The organism is Treponema sp. R80B11-R83G3 (assembly GCF_054786115.1).
Map to the genome: position 1 here is coordinate 1 of NZ_BDHF01000038.1, position 15,689 is coordinate 15,689.

16 protein-coding genes are annotated in these 15,689 nt (G+C 43.7%); 11 read left to right on the forward strand and 5 right to left on the reverse strand.

All coding sequences use genetic code 11. From position 1 onward, the window contains the following. Positions 1–70: 70 nt before the first annotated feature. Positions 71–1,264, reverse strand: a complete 1,194-nt coding sequence (locus tag ACYVRH_RS06980; RefSeq protein ID WP_461256210.1) for a hypothetical protein — start codon at positions 1,262–1,264, stop codon at positions 71–73. 154 nt (positions 1,265–1,418) lie between these two features. On the opposite strand from ACYVRH_RS06980, the gene gap reads away from it, so the two are divergent. The 4 genes from gap (at position 1,419) to epsC (ending at position 9,135) form a co-directional block, all read left to right on the forward strand. Continuing rightward, positions 1,419–2,471, forward strand: a complete 1,053-nt coding sequence (gap, locus tag ACYVRH_RS06985) for a type I glyceraldehyde-3-phosphate dehydrogenase (protein ID WP_461256211.1) — start codon at positions 1,419–1,421, stop codon at positions 2,469–2,471. Between the two features lie 166 nt (positions 2,472–2,637). Next, positions 2,638–3,954: a phosphoglycerate kinase gene (locus tag ACYVRH_RS06990; RefSeq protein ID WP_461256212.1), complete on the forward strand. Its 1,317-nt coding sequence runs from the start codon at positions 2,638–2,640 to the stop codon at positions 3,952–3,954. Between the two features lie 31 nt (positions 3,955–3,985). Further along, the gene (locus tag ACYVRH_RS06995) at positions 3,986–8,284 is read left to right on the forward strand and encodes an acyl-CoA dehydratase activase (RefSeq protein ID WP_461256213.1); all 4,299 of its coding nucleotides are present in this window, start codon (positions 3,986–3,988) and stop codon (positions 8,282–8,284) included. Beyond that, a complete protein-coding gene (epsC, locus tag ACYVRH_RS07000) occupies positions 8,281–9,135 on the forward strand; it encodes a serine O-acetyltransferase EpsC (protein ID WP_461256214.1) in 855 nt (284 codons plus the stop codon). Before ACYVRH_RS06995 ends, epsC begins: the two co-directional genes overlap by 4 nt. Before the next feature lie 7 nt (positions 9,136–9,142). On the opposite strand, the gene ACYVRH_RS07005 is transcribed toward epsC, so the two are convergent. Continuing rightward, positions 9,143–10,360 (reverse strand): tetratricopeptide repeat protein, encoded by a 1,218-nt coding sequence (locus tag ACYVRH_RS07005; RefSeq protein WP_461256215.1) that lies wholly within the window; start codon positions 10,358–10,360, stop codon positions 9,143–9,145. A gap of 309 nt (positions 10,361–10,669) precedes the next feature. On the opposite strand from ACYVRH_RS07005, the gene secG reads away from it, so the two are divergent. Beyond that, positions 10,670–11,050, forward strand: coding sequence for a preprotein translocase subunit SecG (gene secG, locus ACYVRH_RS07010; RefSeq protein WP_461256216.1), 381 nt, complete (start codon positions 10,670–10,672; stop codon positions 11,048–11,050). Positions 11,051–11,081: 31 nt separating this feature from the next. Next, on the forward strand, positions 11,082–11,552 hold the full coding sequence (locus tag ACYVRH_RS07015; RefSeq protein ID WP_461256217.1) for a PTS sugar transporter subunit IIA: 471 nt from the start codon (positions 11,082–11,084) through the stop codon (positions 11,550–11,552). Here ACYVRH_RS07015 and ACYVRH_RS07020 read toward each other — a convergent pair. Then, the gene (locus tag ACYVRH_RS07020; RefSeq protein ID WP_461256218.1) at positions 11,486–12,397 is read right to left on the reverse strand and encodes a pseudouridine synthase; all 912 of its coding nucleotides are present in this window, start codon (positions 12,395–12,397) and stop codon (positions 11,486–11,488) included. The genes ACYVRH_RS07015 and ACYVRH_RS07020 overlap by 67 nt on opposite strands. Before the next feature lie 81 nt (positions 12,398–12,478). Here ACYVRH_RS07020 and ACYVRH_RS07025 point away from each other — a divergent pair, with 81 nt between their 5' ends. Next, positions 12,479–12,967 (forward strand): divergent PAP2 family protein, encoded by a 489-nt coding sequence (locus ACYVRH_RS07025; protein WP_461256219.1) that lies wholly within the window; start codon positions 12,479–12,481, stop codon positions 12,965–12,967. A 175-nt stretch (positions 12,968–13,142) separates the two neighbouring features. Here the strand turns inward: ACYVRH_RS07025 and ACYVRH_RS07030 are convergent, their stop codons facing one another. Then, positions 13,143–13,376: a hypothetical protein gene (locus ACYVRH_RS07030; protein ID WP_461256220.1), complete on the reverse strand. Its 234-nt coding sequence runs from the start codon at positions 13,374–13,376 to the stop codon at positions 13,143–13,145. A 9-nt stretch (positions 13,377–13,385) separates the two neighbouring features. After that, positions 13,386–13,772: a hypothetical protein gene (locus ACYVRH_RS07035; RefSeq protein WP_461256221.1), complete on the reverse strand. Its 387-nt coding sequence runs from the start codon at positions 13,770–13,772 to the stop codon at positions 13,386–13,388. 118 nt (positions 13,773–13,890) lie between these two features. Between ACYVRH_RS07035 and ACYVRH_RS07040 the strand changes: the two genes are divergently transcribed. The 4 genes from ACYVRH_RS07040 to ACYVRH_RS07055 are packed head-to-tail and all read left to right on the forward strand — an operon-like array spanning position 13,891 to position 15,599. After that, positions 13,891–14,166 (forward strand): RnfABCDGE type electron transport complex subunit D, encoded by a 276-nt coding sequence (locus ACYVRH_RS07040; RefSeq protein ID WP_461256225.1) that lies wholly within the window; start codon positions 13,891–13,893, stop codon positions 14,164–14,166. Then, entirely contained in the window at positions 14,163–14,600 is a 438-nt protein-coding gene (locus tag ACYVRH_RS07045; RefSeq protein WP_461256222.1) for a hypothetical protein, read from the forward strand. Before ACYVRH_RS07040 ends, ACYVRH_RS07045 begins: the two co-directional genes overlap by 4 nt. Beyond that, complete coding sequence (locus ACYVRH_RS07050) at positions 14,597–15,250, forward strand: hypothetical protein (protein WP_461256223.1); 654 nt, start codon at positions 14,597–14,599, stop codon at positions 15,248–15,250. The genes ACYVRH_RS07045 and ACYVRH_RS07050 overlap by 4 nt, the downstream gene beginning before the upstream one ends. A 40-nt stretch (positions 15,251–15,290) precedes the next feature. Then, positions 15,291–15,599 (forward strand): hypothetical protein, encoded by a 309-nt coding sequence (locus ACYVRH_RS07055; protein ID WP_461256224.1) that lies wholly within the window; start codon positions 15,291–15,293, stop codon positions 15,597–15,599. The last annotated feature ends 90 nt before the right edge of the window (positions 15,600–15,689 follow it).

Here is a 15,689-nt window from a genome sequence, read left to right on the forward strand (position 1 = left end):
GTGTGTATAAGAGACATATAGCGGATTATACCGCCGCAATAAGGCTGAAACCGAATGATATAAACTTCTTTTATCTTAGGGCGGCTGCAAATTTGCTTTGCGCATAATAATAGCGTAAGCGCATAAAATTATTAAAAACCATGCTTACTCCGCAGCAAAGCATAATGTCTTTTTTCAAGAAATCTTCCAATTGTTGTTTCTGTTTTCCGTGCGGCTGTTGTTTGTCGGGACATCGTATAATCATGACAATATGCTCTTCATAAATGGAAGTAAGCGCTTCGGGAAAAATGTCGTTAATATGTTTAATATCCAAAATTGATATAATTGGAATCTTTATGTCGGAGGAAGCGGTAAAGGTGACAATGCAGAAATGGTCGTCAAGTTTCCATTGAAACCTGTAAAGGTAATTGGAAATTATATCTGCGGAAATATTAACGCCGTCCAGCAGACTGTCCACCCAGTTGGCCTTATTTTCAGCAATTTGCATATAGATACTGTGGTTTTGAAAATACAGCTTCAAAACTATAGCGATGATAACAAGGGTTTCTTTCTGCCCATCGGTAAAAGGTTCGTTCATGTCCACTGACCCAATGGCGCCGTAGAGTTTGCCGTCTATCCAAATATTTATCCCTAACGTGGAATGGGCAGAGTCATTCACAGGATGAAGATTAAGGATTTGATCGCTCTTTTGAGCGATATGCAAGGAAATTTTGTGTATTTCTTCAGGAGTATAAAAATTATTCATTACAAATCCGGGCACATTGACTTTTTCCCAAATTGTTCCTTGGGTGGGGCAAGAAATAGAACCGGCGGCGCCTATAACGCTCAAATTATTATTCATAACGAGTATAGGGTTGACCAGCTTTTGCGCCGCGATATTCAAAAAAACATCAATAGGTTTGTGGTTAATAACGGCCATAAGAAGCGAGTTATACCACGCGTCAAAAGATGCAAGGAAAGCGTTCCCCGTTTGAACAATCATCTCAGCCGGAACGCTTTTCTGGAGATGAATAACCGTGTCGGCTTTTTCAGGCAGGTTTTTAGGAATATTGCCGCAAATGACAATGTGTTTTGGGCAATTCTCACAAATACCCTTTGTAAATTTGTCAGAATTGACGACATACATATAATCGGGGTCAGTTTCGGTAAGTTCAGCAGAATAATAGTGAAACCCGCGAATTTGCGCCTTTATATTGCTTATTTTATGCAAAACAGGCTTGTATCCTGAAAATCCGTCAACAATAATTCCTAAAGTCAGATTCATTTACTGCCTCCCGCTTTCGTCAAATATGACGAAAACTCAAATATCATTTTTATTATATGAACATATATTGTTCACTGTCAAGCGAATAAAATATATATACATTTATTATGATTTGATGTACCATGTTAAAAATTGAGATAATAGGAGGACTTTTATGAAAGTTGCGATTAATGGTTTCGGGCGCATCGGGCGTCTGGTGTTCCAGGCTCTGGTAGGACAGGGGTTGCTTGGAAAAGACAAAATTGACGTGGTAGCGGTGGTTGATATTTCCACAGACGCGAAATACTTTGCCTATCAGTTAAAATACGACTCAACACAGGGTCAGATGAAAGCCGACATCGGCACCGATGGTGATGATGTTCTGGTGGTCAACGGCCACAAAATTAAATGTCTGTCCGGCAAGGGGCTTACTCCGGATCAGCTTCCCTGGAAAGAAATGGGAATCGACTATGTGGTAGAATCCACCGGCATATATACCAACGAGAAGGCTTACGGCCACATTGCCGCCGGAGCAAAAAAGGTCATTATTTCAGCGCCCGGTAAATCTGCCGATGAATCCAAACCGGTTAAGACCATCGTCATGGGCGTTAACGAGAATGAATACGATCCTGCAAAGCACCATGTGCTGTCCAACGCGAGCTGTACCACCAACTGTCTCGCTCCGGTGGTTCATGTAATACTTAAAGAAGGCTTTGGTATCGAAACCGGTCTTATGACCACCATTCACTCCTATACCGCCACACAGAAAACCGTAGACGGCGTTTCACAGAAGGACTGGAGAGGCGGACGCGCGGCGGCTATCAACATTATTCCCTCCACAACCGGCGCGGCAAAAGCCGTAGGCGAAGTGCTTCCCGTTACTAAGGGCAAACTCACCGGCATGAGCTTCCGCGTTCCCACGCCCACAGGCTCGGTAGTAGACCTGACATTCCGCGCTGATAAAGACACATCTATTCAAGAAATTGACGCCGCCATGAAGAAGGCTTCGGAAACCTACATGAAAGGGGTTCTTGCTTATTGCGACGAGGAAATCGTTTCAACCGACATCATTCACAATACCCACACTTCAATCTATGACAGCAAAGCCACCCTTGAAAACAACCTCAAAGGCGAAAAACGCTTCTTTAAGGTAGTTTCATGGTACGACAACGAGTGGGGCTACTCGAATAAGATTGTCGATTTGATAAAGTACATCGATAAGAAATAGTGAACAATGAGCAATTAGCAATGAGAAATGAGCAATGAGCAGTGAGAAATGTAATTAAGCTATGCGTGGAACTAACACGAATAGATAACATACAACAACATTGCTCATTGCTAATTGATAATTGCTAATTGATAACATTGCTCATTAATTGATAAAGGAGTAAATCATGATCAAGACCGTAAAATCAGTTAACCTGAAAGGCAAGCGCATAATAATGCGCGTGGATTTTAACGTTCCCATGAAGGACGGGGTAGTGCAGGACGATACGCGAATTGTCGCGGCAATTCCTACCATTAAATATATTCTGGAGCAGGGAGTTAAATCCCTAACGTTAATGTCGCACTTGGGCGATCCTTCCAAAGACGCGAAAAAAGCGCAGGAAAAAGCCGAGAAGGACGGCAAAACATTTGACAAGGATGCGTATATCAAGGGCAAGCACCGCATGGCTCCTGTTGCCGCGTATCTTGAAAAAAAACTTGGAAAGCCGGTAATTTTCGCGGGAGAAGACGGCTGTTACGGGAAAAAGGCTTTTATCGAAAGCCAGCCTGACGGCTCCATTATCATGCTGGAAAATACGCGCTTCCACAAAGAGGAAACCTCTAAAGAACCGGCTGAGTTGGACAAGCTTGCGAAAGAACTTGCCACCTACGGCGACATATTTGTAAATGACGCGTTTGGAACCGCACACCGCGATCACGCTTCAACCGCTTCTATCGCGAAGTTTGTGCCGGTCTCCGTGGCGGGCTTTTTAATGGAGAAGGAAGTCAACTACCTTGAGCCGATTGTTACCAATCCCAAAAAACCGTTAGTCGCGATTATCGGCGGCGCGAAAGTTTCGTCTAAAATCGCCGTGCTTGAAAGCCTGCTTAAAAACGCAAGCGCTCTTGTAATCGGCGGAGGTATGGCGTATACGTTCTTTAAAGCGCAGGGGCACAAGATAGGCAAATCGTTAGTTGAAGACGATCAGCTTGGTACGGCACAAAAAATTCTTGACGCAGCGAAAGCCGCGAATGTGCAGATTGTTCTGCCGCTCGATCAGGTCGCCGCGACAAGTTTTGACGCATCCTCGACGCCAATTCCCGTTGACGGACTTGATCTTCCCGACAATTTGCTTGGACTGGACGTAGGGCCAAAGACGATTGCCAAATACAAGGAAGTTCTCGCTATTGCCAAGACAATCGTTTGGAACGGACCTGTCGGCGTATTTGAATTTGACGCTTTTGCCAAAGGCACTGAAGAAGTGGCGAAACTTGTCGCTGAAGCGACAGGCAGAGGGACGATTACCGTAGTTGGCGGCGGCGATTCTGTCGCGGCGGTGAACAAGTTCTCTCTCGCGGATAAGATGAGCCATGTCAGTACGGGTGGCGGCGCGTCATTGGAATTGCTTGAAGGCAAGAAACTTCCCGGTATTGAAGTTTGCCGAGGAAAAAAACGGAAAGGGAAGAATAGAGACTATTTTTCTTTTCGTTACCATGCGTGTTGAATCAAAATTGCAACTCTGTTAAAATAATAAAATGAGATCGCTTGGTATAAATATTGGTTCAACCAGCCTGAAAATGGCTTTATTGGAAGACAATAAACCCGTATGGACGGCTTTTACTCCCCACGAGGGGGATTTTAGCGCGGCGGTGCATAAGCTTTTGACGGAAGGAAAAGTCCCCGAAGGCATTCCGGCTCTTGTAACAGGCAACGAAGGCCGCTTTATGTTCGATATTAGCGGCACTTTGGAGCCGCTCTGCGTTGAGGCGGCGCTGCGAAGCCTTGAAATTAAAGCCGACGCTGTAGTCAGCATGGGCGGTGAAGACCTTATCGTTTATTCTTTGGATTCAGACGGCAAAATAATTAACAGTTTTTCGGGCAATAAATGCGCGAGCGGGACTGGCGAATTCTTAAAACAACAGCTTGCCCGTATGGACATGACTCTGGACGATATTGATAAGGTTCCCGACACCGCCAAAGTGTACGCCCTTTCCACGCGCTGTTCCGTATTTATGAAAAGCGACTGCACGCACAGGCTAAACAAGCGTGAGGCGACAAAAGACGATATTGTACTGTCGCTTTCCGACGTAATGGCTGTTAAAGTTATCGACTTCTTAAAACGCGCGAAGGTAACATCGGGCAGGGTAGCCCTCACAGGCGGCATCACTCTTAACCGCCACATTATCCGCTTTATCCGAGAGAAAGCCCCCAATATTGAATTTATCATTCCCGACACCGCCCCTGTTTTTGAAGCGTTGGGAGCCGCCGTTATGGCGTTGCATTCGGGGAGTAAACTGCCTTCCGCTGACAATTTGCTTAGAGCTAACGATGTCCGCTTCGGCTCGTTGGAAGCGTTACGTGATTGGAAGGACAAAGTAAAAGTTTTTGAAAAATCAGACGGCAAAGTGCAAGCCGGACGCAAATATATTTTGGGCGTTGACGGCGGTTCTACCACCACAAAAGCGTGTCTTGTTGACATTGACAGTTTTGAAATTACAGCAAGCCATTACGGACGCACTCACGGCGATCCTGTGAAGGCGCTCAAGGAGTGCCTTGCGATCATTCAGGAAAAAATAATCGCCGACACAGGCGGAAAAAAAATTGACATTTGCCTTGTCGCCACAACAGGCTCAAGCCGCGAAATACTGGGCGTGTTTTTGGAAACGCCGGGAGTCTACAACGAAATTATAGCTCACTCTGTCGGCACGACATACTTCGATAAAGAAGTAGAGACAATTTTTGAAATTGGCGGACAGGATGCAAAGTATGTTCTTCTTAAAAACGGCGTGCCTATTGATTACGCCATGAACGAAGCCTGCTCCGCAGGAACAGGCTCATTTTTGGAAGAGTCCGCCGCAGGAGACTTGTCAATTCACAGCGCGAAAGATATTGGTCCCATAGCGTTAAACGCGCCTTCGCCTTGTAAATTCGGCGAACACTGCTCTGCGTTTATTAACAGCGATATTCGCAAGGCGGTTCAGCAGGGTGCGGGCAGGGAAAATATTACCGCTGGTATTGTATGTTCCATAGTATCGAATTATCTTAACCGTGTTGTAGGCAACCGCACCATAGGCGGCAAGATTTTCCTTCAAGGCGGAGTTGCAAAAAACCCGGCGGTTCCTCTGGCTTTTGCCATGCTGTTGAACAAGGAAATCCTCGTTCCGCCGTCTCCTGAGCTTATGGGCTGTTTCGGCGTTGCGTTACTTGCAAAGCGAAAAAGAGACGATGGGCTTCTTGCGGAGCAGGCAATCGTGTTAGACAACATTATTAACCGTGAGATTGGCTATGAGCGCGTCTTTAAATGCCAGTCTTGCGAAAACCTTTGCCCGATTCAAGTGTTAAATGTAAACAATCACAAATATATGTTCGGCGGACGTTGTAACAAATACACAAATATGCGTAAGCAGGTAAAAGACGTGCCTGTGTTTGATTATGTCGAAAAACGGCAAAAGATGTTATTTGAAGAATTTGCCGCTCCAGTAAACGGCGAGCAAAAATTCAAACGTGATTTTGTTGTCGGCATTCCTCGTGCTTTTTCCGTGCATACGCTTTATCCGCTTTACAGTTGGTTCTTTTATGAGTTGGGCATTAAAACGTTTCTTTCTACGGAAGTTGCTCATGCTGGAGTGGCGAGGGCTGAATCAACCTACTGCTTCCCGGCGGAAATCGCACATGGGGCGATTCAGGATTGTTTGGACAAAAAAGCCGACTATGTGCTTCTGCCGCATTTCCGTGATATGCCGAGTTATGAAGAAAAAGTACACGCTAATTTTTGTCCGATTACTCAAGCTCTTCCTTATTACATGGGAAAAGCTTTCCCCGACATTGATAAAAAGAAATGGCTTCCGCTTGTTGTAAGTTTTAAGTTCGGCGAAGGCAAAGCGTTTGAATTATTTTGCGAGATGACAAAACTTTTAGGCATTAGCGAAGCGGAAACAAAAACTGCGTTTGATACGGCGTGGGCAAAACAGAAAAGTTATTTTGAAGCTGCTGAAAAAATGGGTCTTCAAGCGTTGGAAGACGCGCGTAAATCCGACCGGCCTGTTATTGCCGTTCTGGGCAGACCGTACAACGCTTTCACGCCCGAAGCGAATATGGGTATTCCGCGCAAGTTTACAACACGCGGCTATTCAATCATCCCGTTTGACATTTTGCCGTTCCGTGACGAAATTATTTTCCCGAATATGTACTGGTTCTACGGACAGCAGGACTTAAAAGCGTCAAAGCTTCTTAAAAAAGAAGATAACATTTATCTTACGTTTGTTTCAAACTTTTCGTGCGCCCCCGATTCATTTATTCTGCATTATGTGAAATGGATGATGGGGCAAAAACCATTCCTTGTGCTTGAGTTGGATTCCCATTCCGCAGACGCGGGAGTTGATACCCGCGTAGAGGCGTTCCTCGACATTATCGACGGTTACAGGGCGAAGAAAGCTCAGTTTGAAGAAGAACGCTACGACAACGGCATGAGGTTTGTCTGTGAAAAAATGTATTCAGGTGAATTTGACTTGCGCATAGACAACATAAAAACAGGGGAGAGAATCCCGGTTATAGACAACAAGAGGGTAAAAGTGCTTCTGTCCAACATGGGGAATATTTCCACCGAATACATGGGAGCCGCCATTCGCAGTTTAGGCATTAACGCCGAGGCAATGCCTGTTGCTACAGCCAAAACAATTCAGGCGGCAAGAGCGCACGCTTCGGGTAAAGAGTGCGTGCCAAGCCATTTAGTTTTGGGCAGCGCGTTGGAATTTTTCTTCAGCGACAGGTACCGCAAAGACGAGCTTTACCTTCTCTTTGTGCCGATTACAACCGGCCCTTGCAGGACAGGCCAGTATTATATCTTCTACGAAAACCTTTTCCGCGATTTGCGCCTTGAAAATGTAGTGGTCTTTATCCTCTCCGCGGATAATTCATACACTGAGCTTGGACCAAGTTTCGCGAAAGAGATGTGGAAAGGATTAGTGTTATCCGACTATTTAAAAGACATTCAATGCTCTCTTTTGGCGGCTGCGGTTGATCCCGTTAAGGCGGAAAAAGATTATGAACATTCATGGCGCAAAGTTATGCACGCTGTAGAACACAACCCAAAAGCGCTGTGGAAAGAGCTTAAGCATGTCGCGGCGGATGTAAAAAAAATACCGTTAAAAAGAAAAGTCGCGGATTGTCCGCGCGTGTTGATTGTCGGCGAGATTTATGTGCGCAGAGATGATTTTGCCGTGGGCGAATTAATCGAACTTATGAGCGAGAGGGGTATCGTTGTAAAAGTCGCCGGCGTAAGCGAATGGATTCATTATCTGGACTTTGTGCGCGAATACGCGCTTAAAAAACTTATCAAACTGCGAAAACCCGGCACAAGGTTGTTCTCCAAGCCGTCAATGGACATGAAAAAACTTCAAATTGAAGAATGGTGGAAACATCATATAGAAAAGAAAGTCCTTTCTATTTTGGAGCCGACCGGCCTTATACCCAAAACGCCCCACGATATGCGCCATATAATGAAGTACACGGTGAAACATTTTGTTAACTTGGAACTCAATTCAGAGATAGCGGTTTCTTCCGGTTCGGCGGCGGCGGCAATGGACGAAGGTTATTCAGGCATAGTGAATATAAGCCCGTTTGCCTGCCTTATCGGGCGCGTAATCGAAGGGTTGTTCACCCCGTGGGCGCGTGAGCGCAATTACCCGACACTGTCGGTGGAAGTTGACGGCAACCTTTTGCCGCCGAATATTGTTAACAAGTTAAATATTTTTATGGTTAATGTATTGCGTTTTAAGGGCGGCGGCGATCTTTCAACGTTAGTTGATAAAGCAAGCGGGGGAGAGTCAGCGTGAAAAGACTTGAAAAAAGCATAGAATCGCTTCTTGAAAATTATGACGCTTACGGAATGGTTAATCATTCGGGCGCGGTGAATCTTCCGGGAAGGGAAAGCATCGACAATATTTTATTGGACTTTGAAAAACTGCTTTTTCCCGGTTTTCTGGAAAATGTATGCACGGACAAGGAAGCTTTGCGGAAACTCACTATGGGAAAAGTAAAAAAATTATCTATGGCGTTAAAACGCGAAGTGGAGAAGAGTATTGCTTTTTCCGTGCGGCACGGGGCGTTAAATTGCAAGCATGAAGGCTGCGGGGCGGTAGCCGCCCTTGTTGTTGAGGAATTTTTTGAAGAACTTCCGAAAATCAGAGTCATTTTAGAAAAAGATTTGGAAGCCGCCGTGCGCGGAGACCCGGCGGCGAAGAGCGACAATGAAGTGATTCTTTCCTATCCCGGTTTTCAGGCTATTTCCGTTCATAGAATAGCGCATTTTTTCTGGATGCGGCAGGTTCCCATTATCCCGCGTATGATGAGCGAGATTGTCCACGGACGGACGGGCATTGACATTCATCCTGGCGCGGACATAGGCGAGTCATTTTTTATTGATCACGGGACAGGCGTTGTAATAGGGGAAACTACGGTTATAGGGAAAAATGTTAAGCTTTATCAGGGCGTTACGCTTGGTGCGCTTTCAGTGAAAAAAGAGGAAAGCAATTGCAAGCGCCACCCTACTATTGAAGATAATGTGACAATTTACGCTAACGCGACAATTCTTGGCGGGGAAACTGTCATTGGCAGAGGCAGCATTATTGGCGGCAGCGTCTGGATAACGCAGTCCGTCCCGCCGGAAAGCAAGGTGTACAAATAATATGCCGTTAAATCAATACATAATTGCTGTTATTCTGGATGATGGTCGCAGCGTAATTTCTCGCATACGATTTTCTCCTCCAAAAGATATTGTATTGGGCTCTGGGGTAGTTATCCATGCTGTGATACAACTGTCCAAGTTTGTTTAATTGCATGATATAATTTGAATGCTCTTTGCCAAACGTGTTTTCTCTGATGGCTTTTGCCTCAAAATAACAGCTTTCTGTATTTGAAAATTTGCCCATGCTGTAATACACCGTCCCTAAATTGATCAATGCAGCGGCATAATTCGGATGATCTTTGCCATATATCTTTTCATTAATGGATTTTACTTCAAGATAACAGGCAAGCGATTTTTTATAATTGCCTATTTTATGATATAACAATCCCAAATTATTTAATGTGTCCGCGTATTCACAATGTTTTTTTCCAAGATTTTTACTCTTAATGGTTTTCGCTTCCAATAAACAGCATTCGGCTTTTTCATAATCGCCCATTTTGACATATAACAATCCCAAGTTGCTTAAGGAAACGGCATAACCTGTATAGTTATTCTCCGGATTTTTTTCATAGATGTTTTTCAGCGCTAATAAAAAGTATTCGGCGTTTTCATAGTCATTTAAAGAAAAGTATAATCCGCCCAAGACGTTTAAGGAGACGGCATAATCGGGATGGTTTTTCCCTAAAGCTTTTTCCCGAATAAACAGCGCTTTCAGATAACATTTTTTGGATTTTTCATAATCATTAATTTTGCCGTATAACATTCCTAAATTATGCAATGTTTGCGCGTAATCGGCGTTATCTTTTCCCAATACATTTTCCTGAATAGTTTTTATCTCCAAATAACATTCAATCGCTTTTTCATAATTACCCATAGCGTAATACGCATTTTTTAAATTAGCCAGCGCTTCCACATACGAAACATTTTCTTTACATGACATTTTTTCCAAAATGGCTTTTTCCTCAAGATGATATTTTTGGGCATTGGCGTAATCGCCGATACTGTAATATAACACTCCCAAACTATGTAATGATTGGACATATCCGGGATGTTCTCTGCCCAAGTTATCCTTAAAGATGTTTTTTGCTTCAATAAAACATTCTGTCGCCTTAAAATAATTATTTTGGTTAGAATAGTGCATTCCCAATTTTAAGTAGCAATCTCCTTTTATCGTTTGTGTAATAACATTCGACTTTTTGTTATTTTCCATGGTTCTTAATTTCATTATTTCCTCCTGTTTTAATATGGATATAAAAGCCGCTTTTTTATTGTTTGTCGCCTTAATACCCGTCGCTAAACGGTAGATATTATGTTTAAATAGATTTTTAATATCCTTTCACAATGAAAAGTAAGAAAAAACAGGGCTATCGGCAAGGAAAAACCGCAATTTATTAATAAAAACATGAAAAATCTGAATTAAAGCGCTTAATTACTTGCATAAAGTTTGCATTTTTAGTAGACTCATAAATATATTTATTAATTCGATTAATCAGTCTTACTTCTTTAGAGGTTAGACTTAAATTGGAGTCAACAGATGGGTGTTTTAACGGTAGTTTTATTGGTCTTTTTCGTTATTGACGCGGTTTTACTTGTATTATTGGTCCTGATTCAAAATGAAGAAGGGGACAGTCTTGGCGGAATATTTGCCGGTGGTTCAAATACCGCTTTTGGTTCCCGCTCGGGTAATTTTCTTACCCGCGCTACCACTGTTTTAGGAGCTTTGTTTCTAGTCATCAGTCTGGGGTTGGCCTTGCTCAGCCGCACTCCCGCAGGAACGGGCATTGAGAAAGAAATAAAGGAGCTTACCACTCAAGAATCGGGAAGCAACTGGGTGGAAGAAGCGATAAATCCCCGCTCCACGGACGACGCATCTGTCCCTGACGATAATGATGAAAACAGCAATAGTGACAAATAAGGATGTCAGCCGAAAAAGATAGGAGGTTTTAATGAACCTTCAAGACATATTATTGCCCGCGTTCATCAAAGTCAATTTGAAAGCGGAAAACAAAAATGAAGCGTTTAAAGAGCTTGTAAATCATTATTGTAAAACCGATAATTCCCCTTCGTATGATCAAATTCTGGACGCGATAATAAAACGCGAGGCAAAGATGTCTACGGGAATTCATAAGGGAGTCGCCATTCCCCACGGCAAGACTGACGCCGTTAAGAAAATTTGCGGCGTGCTTGGTATTTGCGAAAAAGGAGTACAGTACGATTCTTTGGACGGAGAACCCGTACATCTTCTTTTTATGATAGTTTCCCCAATTGAAGATTCAGATAATTTTCTGCTGATGTTAAAGCATCTTGCCCAGCTAATAGAAATTCCCCAGTTTATAACTGAACTGCGTTCTCAAAAAGATTCGCAAAGCGCGTTTAATGTTATCTGCAAATTCGAAGAAACGCTTTCCGGCAAGTGATTTCCAACGCAGCGTACCGCCGTTATCGCGTATTCCAAAAACTCAAGTTTCCACGCGTGTAAAAAAAAGCCGCTCTTTTTGCCGAACTTTTTCCCGCCGTATTTTTTATCGCCCGCCAGCGGATGCCCGTGAAACGCGGCCTGCGCGCGTATTTGATGCGTCCTTCCGGTGGCGATTTGTACTTTTATTAACGTATAATTGCCATCGGAGGCAAGAGGCGTAACTTTTGTAACTGCGGTTTTACCGCCACCGGCATTACCGTGTGAAATAAAGGTTTTTTTCTTTTCTTTGTCGCGGATAAGTTCGTCCTGCCAGTTTTCTTCGCTCTTTACATTCCCCTCCACAACCGCCAGATAAGTTTTACGCACCTTCCTTTCCCGCAGAAGAGAGCTAAAAAGGCGCGCGCCTTCTATGCTTGTGGAGAAAATAACAATGCCGCTTGACGGTTTGTCAAGCCTGTGCAAAGGTCCGGGTTTAAAAGACAGGGACGGCGGCAATTTATCAGCGAGAAAAAACCGAACCATGTCGTCTAAGCTGTTATCTCCGTGAACCGCAAGCCCAGCCGGTTTATTAACGGCTATCAGCCCCAAACCTTGCCATAGAATTTCCGGTGGGGGAAACTGGCGTACCGGCTGAGGACGCGGTTGCATATTTTCTAAAGAAGGTATGGAAATTTTTACGCCGCATTTAACGCGGTCATCCGCTTTTCCGGGCTTTCCGTTTACAAGCACTTTTTTCTGGCGTAAGAGGCGGTAAATTAACGGCAGCGGAAAATCGGCAAGCGCTTTGCGCAGGAGCCTGTCAAGCCTGCGCCCATCGTCGTTTTCTCCCGTAATAAGTTCCATATATTATCATTTATACCGTATTTTTACCGTTATTTCACCCGTAACGCCAAAATATATCCTATTGACAAAAACCGCGTATTAATGGATTATAATGAAATGACAGCGGCGACAGTCTTAAAGTCTTTATTTGCAAATAGAATATTTTTATCCACTGTTTCAAGCTTGTGCGCCGCGCAAATTTTAAAGCTGTTTTTTTATTTATTGGTGAATAAAAACAGGAAAAAGTTGGACGCGATAGAAACCGTAATATGGCGCACGGGCGGGATGCCGTCAAGCCATTCCGCAGTCGTGTGCTCTCTTGTGGCGTCTGCTGGAATTTACGAAGGCTTTGATTCCAATTATTTTGTTTTATGCCTTATTTTCGCCATGGTGGTTCTTCGCGATTCATTGGGAGTCAGGAGGACTGCCGGTTTGCAGGCAAAAGCGTTAAATAATCTGGGAAAGCAATCCGCTAAATTAACAGGTTTGGAATTCCGGTCAGTAAAGGAAATTCATGGGCATACTCCGCTTGAAGTGTTAGTCGGAGCCTGCTTAGGCGTTTTAATCGCGTTTTGCTTTTATCTGTTTTAGGCATGATATGTCCTTCTTCCGTTCCGTTTTGCTTGCAAGCCTTATTTCCCTGTTGGCGGCTTTAGGCCTTCTTTATATCGGTTCCGCGATGGGTTACGAAGAATTCCGAGGCGGATACGCGGTGTTAATCACAGATGATACAATTGAGGACGCGGCTATCCTTTCCCGTTTGGAATCAGGCGTTTTCTTTTTTCTCATATATGCGCAGGGCAAGCTCCAACTCCCTGCTGTTTCTCTGAGGATAACGGGAGCCGGTCAAAACAAGCGAAGAGGGAATATCTATATTTTCCGCAGCGGACAGAAGCTGTTCCCCAAGTTCTTTTTCACGGTGTGAAACGGCAAAAATAATCTGCGCTACTTTAAAACACGCCTTTGCCACGATAGCGGCTCCTTCTATAACCGCGATCATTCTGTCACGTCAACGAACATAATCGGCGGCAAGCAAAGGGTCGTCAAAAACACAGCGGATTACAAGCGTCAATTTGTCTTTTTTTCTCGCGGCGGAAATAATATCGGAAAGCGGCCTTTCGTCATCGTACATTTCTACAATTCCGTAATCGGAAATTATCCGTTGTATATCATAACCGTTTAAGCTGTTCCATATTAAAATTTCATCCTTTCTGCCCAGTCGTTCAAACGCGCCTTCCATTTTAATTACAAAAGCGTCATTAACAACATTGTTTCTGTCTTCCCATGAGACCTTCCTGATAACTCTGCCGGGAATAGTAGCATGAACATTTGCCGTCCCAGCCATTGACGCCCTGCCAATCAACATTCCTTCGCGGACAAATTCTCCGATACTCACGATAGGATAGACAGGTTTTGCTTTGTTTCCAAGTGAAATAACGGAAAGCGCCGGTAAGAAAGCGTTTTCGGTTGATGTTTTTGCCGGGGATTTATCGGGAACGTATTGGAGCGGGGATATGTTGTACGGCTTTTTTTCCGGTGGCACGATTGCTGCGGCTTTTATTCTTGCGGCTGAACCTGCAAGCGGCGCCAAATTAAAACCGGGTATAATATTTACAGTCGTCTTAAGCGCGTTTCTTTCGTGGTTTTTCAGGTACAAGTGCATGGAATATACGGGATGCATTATGGCCATTGCCCTGACAAATTGCATAACGCCCCTTGTCAGGCTTTTTGAGGAAAAAGTTTTTCTTTCCCGAGATAATCGCGGCAAGTTCCGGGAGAACCGCTTATGAAAGACAAGGCTATTCTACTTGGTTGGATAACGGGACTTTTGCTGCTTATATCCGTTCTTTGGATTTCAATTCAATCGGTACACGCGTTTTATGTTTTACGCGCGGTAAACAGCGTATTTATGAATAATGAAGATTCACGGAGGGTTTCTAAATTCTTGCATTCAAAAGCCGGAAAAGCGCAAGTTTTGGGGTTTTGGTATTCAATGAATTCCTCGGATAAAATGTTTGTTTTTACGGTATTTAAGGACGGCATACTTGTCCCGTGTGGCGCCATAGTTTCACCTGAGGGCACCGTGAGTGAAATAATGCCTTTAAGCGCCCATGCGATGCAAATATTTGACGGATTGCCAAAGAGTGTTTTGCAAATGTATATGGGCAGGATAGAAGAAGCGGCGCTAATAAATTTTTCAATACCGCAAGGAGCCGGCAAATGAGTTTGGGCCGACAACACTCTTTTTGGGGATCGCTTTCTCCTCTTGGCGGATTAACCGGCGTGGGTCTTTTAATTATGGCTTCAGGGCGCCTGGCATGGGCAATTACTGTCGCGGGAAGTTTGTTTTGGGTGTACGGCCTTACCGCGATTACATACGCTTCTTTAGAGTCGGTGGGAAAGAAAAAATTATTGCCTGTAAACGGCAGGGGCATTTTCATTACCTGTTTAGCCGCGTTTTTCAGCAGCATATATCTGTTGTTGTTCTGGCTGATATGCCCGTTTGCCGCCATGGAAGTTTTTATGCTTCTTCTGCTTGTTCCTTTATTCTGCGCAAGCCCTGATTTTATTCAGCAAATACAGTCTTTATGTGAAAGCGCGTACATTGATATTTTTGAAAGTCTGTCAGATTCGGTTTCAAAAGCGGCATCTTTAGCTGGATTGCTGATAGCGTTTTCCATAATAAGGGAACCGTTATCTTATTGTATGTTGTCATTTCCGGGGACTTATCAGGGAATGGTTACAATTATGTATTTTAAATCAGGAGCGTTTTTCCCAATGGGCATTTTTACGGCTTCCGCAGGTTCTCTTTTGTTATTGGGATATTTCATCTGTTTATATCAATATTGGAAAGGAAGAACAGGCAATGGTTAATACTCCTCTATTACTGTTATTTATTTACTCAGGATTTACCATGAACATTTTATTGCAATGCGGTCTTGGAATAAAAGGGGCGGTTGAATCAAAATCAAATTTCAATATAGCGGCATTTATAAAATTAGCCCTTATTTTTTCTTCAATAATTTTTTTATGGTTATTTTTTTCCAAAGTGCTTTTTTCATTATTTTCAGGTATTTTTGTGTATGTGATTTTATTTCCTGTAAGCGCCATTGTTTATGACAGGCGCCCTGAAGCCATAATTAAAAGACCCACGCCGGTTAATCCGCCAAGAGGAGAAAGCGATCCCCAAAGAGTGTTTTGCAAATGTATATGGGCAGGATAGAAGAAGCGGCGCTAATAAATTTTTCAATACCGCAAGGAGCCGGCAAATGAGTTTGGGCCGACAACACTCTTTTTGGGGATCGCTTTCTCC

Excerpts from the sequence above, each read along its gene's own strand:
- ACYVRH_RS07055 (WP_461256224.1), top strand. The coding sequence starts at position 15,291 with ATGAACATTTTATTGCAATGCGGTCTTGGAATAAAAGGGGCGGTTGAA.
- ACYVRH_RS06980 (WP_461256210.1), bottom strand. The coding sequence starts at position 1,264 with ATGAATCTGACTTTAGGAATTATTGTTGACGGATTTTCAGGATACAAG.
- ACYVRH_RS06990 (WP_461256212.1), top strand. The coding sequence starts at position 2,638 with ATGATCAAGACCGTAAAATCAGTTAACCTGAAAGGCAAGCGCATAATA.
- ACYVRH_RS07040 (WP_461256225.1), top strand. The coding sequence starts at position 13,891 with ATGTTGTACGGCTTTTTTTCCGGTGGCACGATTGCTGCGGCTTTTATT.
- gap (WP_461256211.1), top strand. The coding sequence starts at position 1,419 with ATGAAAGTTGCGATTAATGGTTTCGGGCGCATCGGGCGTCTGGTGTTC.
- ACYVRH_RS07015 (WP_461256217.1), top strand. The coding sequence starts at position 11,082 with ATGAACCTTCAAGACATATTATTGCCCGCGTTCATCAAAGTCAATTTG.
- ACYVRH_RS07020 (WP_461256218.1), bottom strand. The coding sequence starts at position 12,397 with ATGGAACTTATTACGGGAGAAAACGACGATGGGCGCAGGCTTGACAGG.
- ACYVRH_RS07050 (WP_461256223.1), top strand. The coding sequence starts at position 14,597 with ATGAGTTTGGGCCGACAACACTCTTTTTGGGGATCGCTTTCTCCTCTT.
- ACYVRH_RS07030 (WP_461256220.1), bottom strand. The coding sequence starts at position 13,376 with ATGATCGCGGTTATAGAAGGAGCCGCTATCGTGGCAAAGGCGTGTTTT.
- ACYVRH_RS07005 (WP_461256215.1), bottom strand. The coding sequence starts at position 10,360 with ATGAAATTAAGAACCATGGAAAATAACAAAAAGTCGAATGTTATTACA.
- secG (WP_461256216.1), top strand. The coding sequence starts at position 10,670 with ATGGGTGTTTTAACGGTAGTTTTATTGGTCTTTTTCGTTATTGACGCG.
- ACYVRH_RS06995 (WP_461256213.1), top strand. The coding sequence starts at position 3,986 with ATGAGATCGCTTGGTATAAATATTGGTTCAACCAGCCTGAAAATGGCT.
- ACYVRH_RS07025 (WP_461256219.1), top strand. The coding sequence starts at position 12,479 with ATGGATTATAATGAAATGACAGCGGCGACAGTCTTAAAGTCTTTATTT.
- ACYVRH_RS07045 (WP_461256222.1), top strand. The coding sequence starts at position 14,163 with ATGAAAGACAAGGCTATTCTACTTGGTTGGATAACGGGACTTTTGCTG.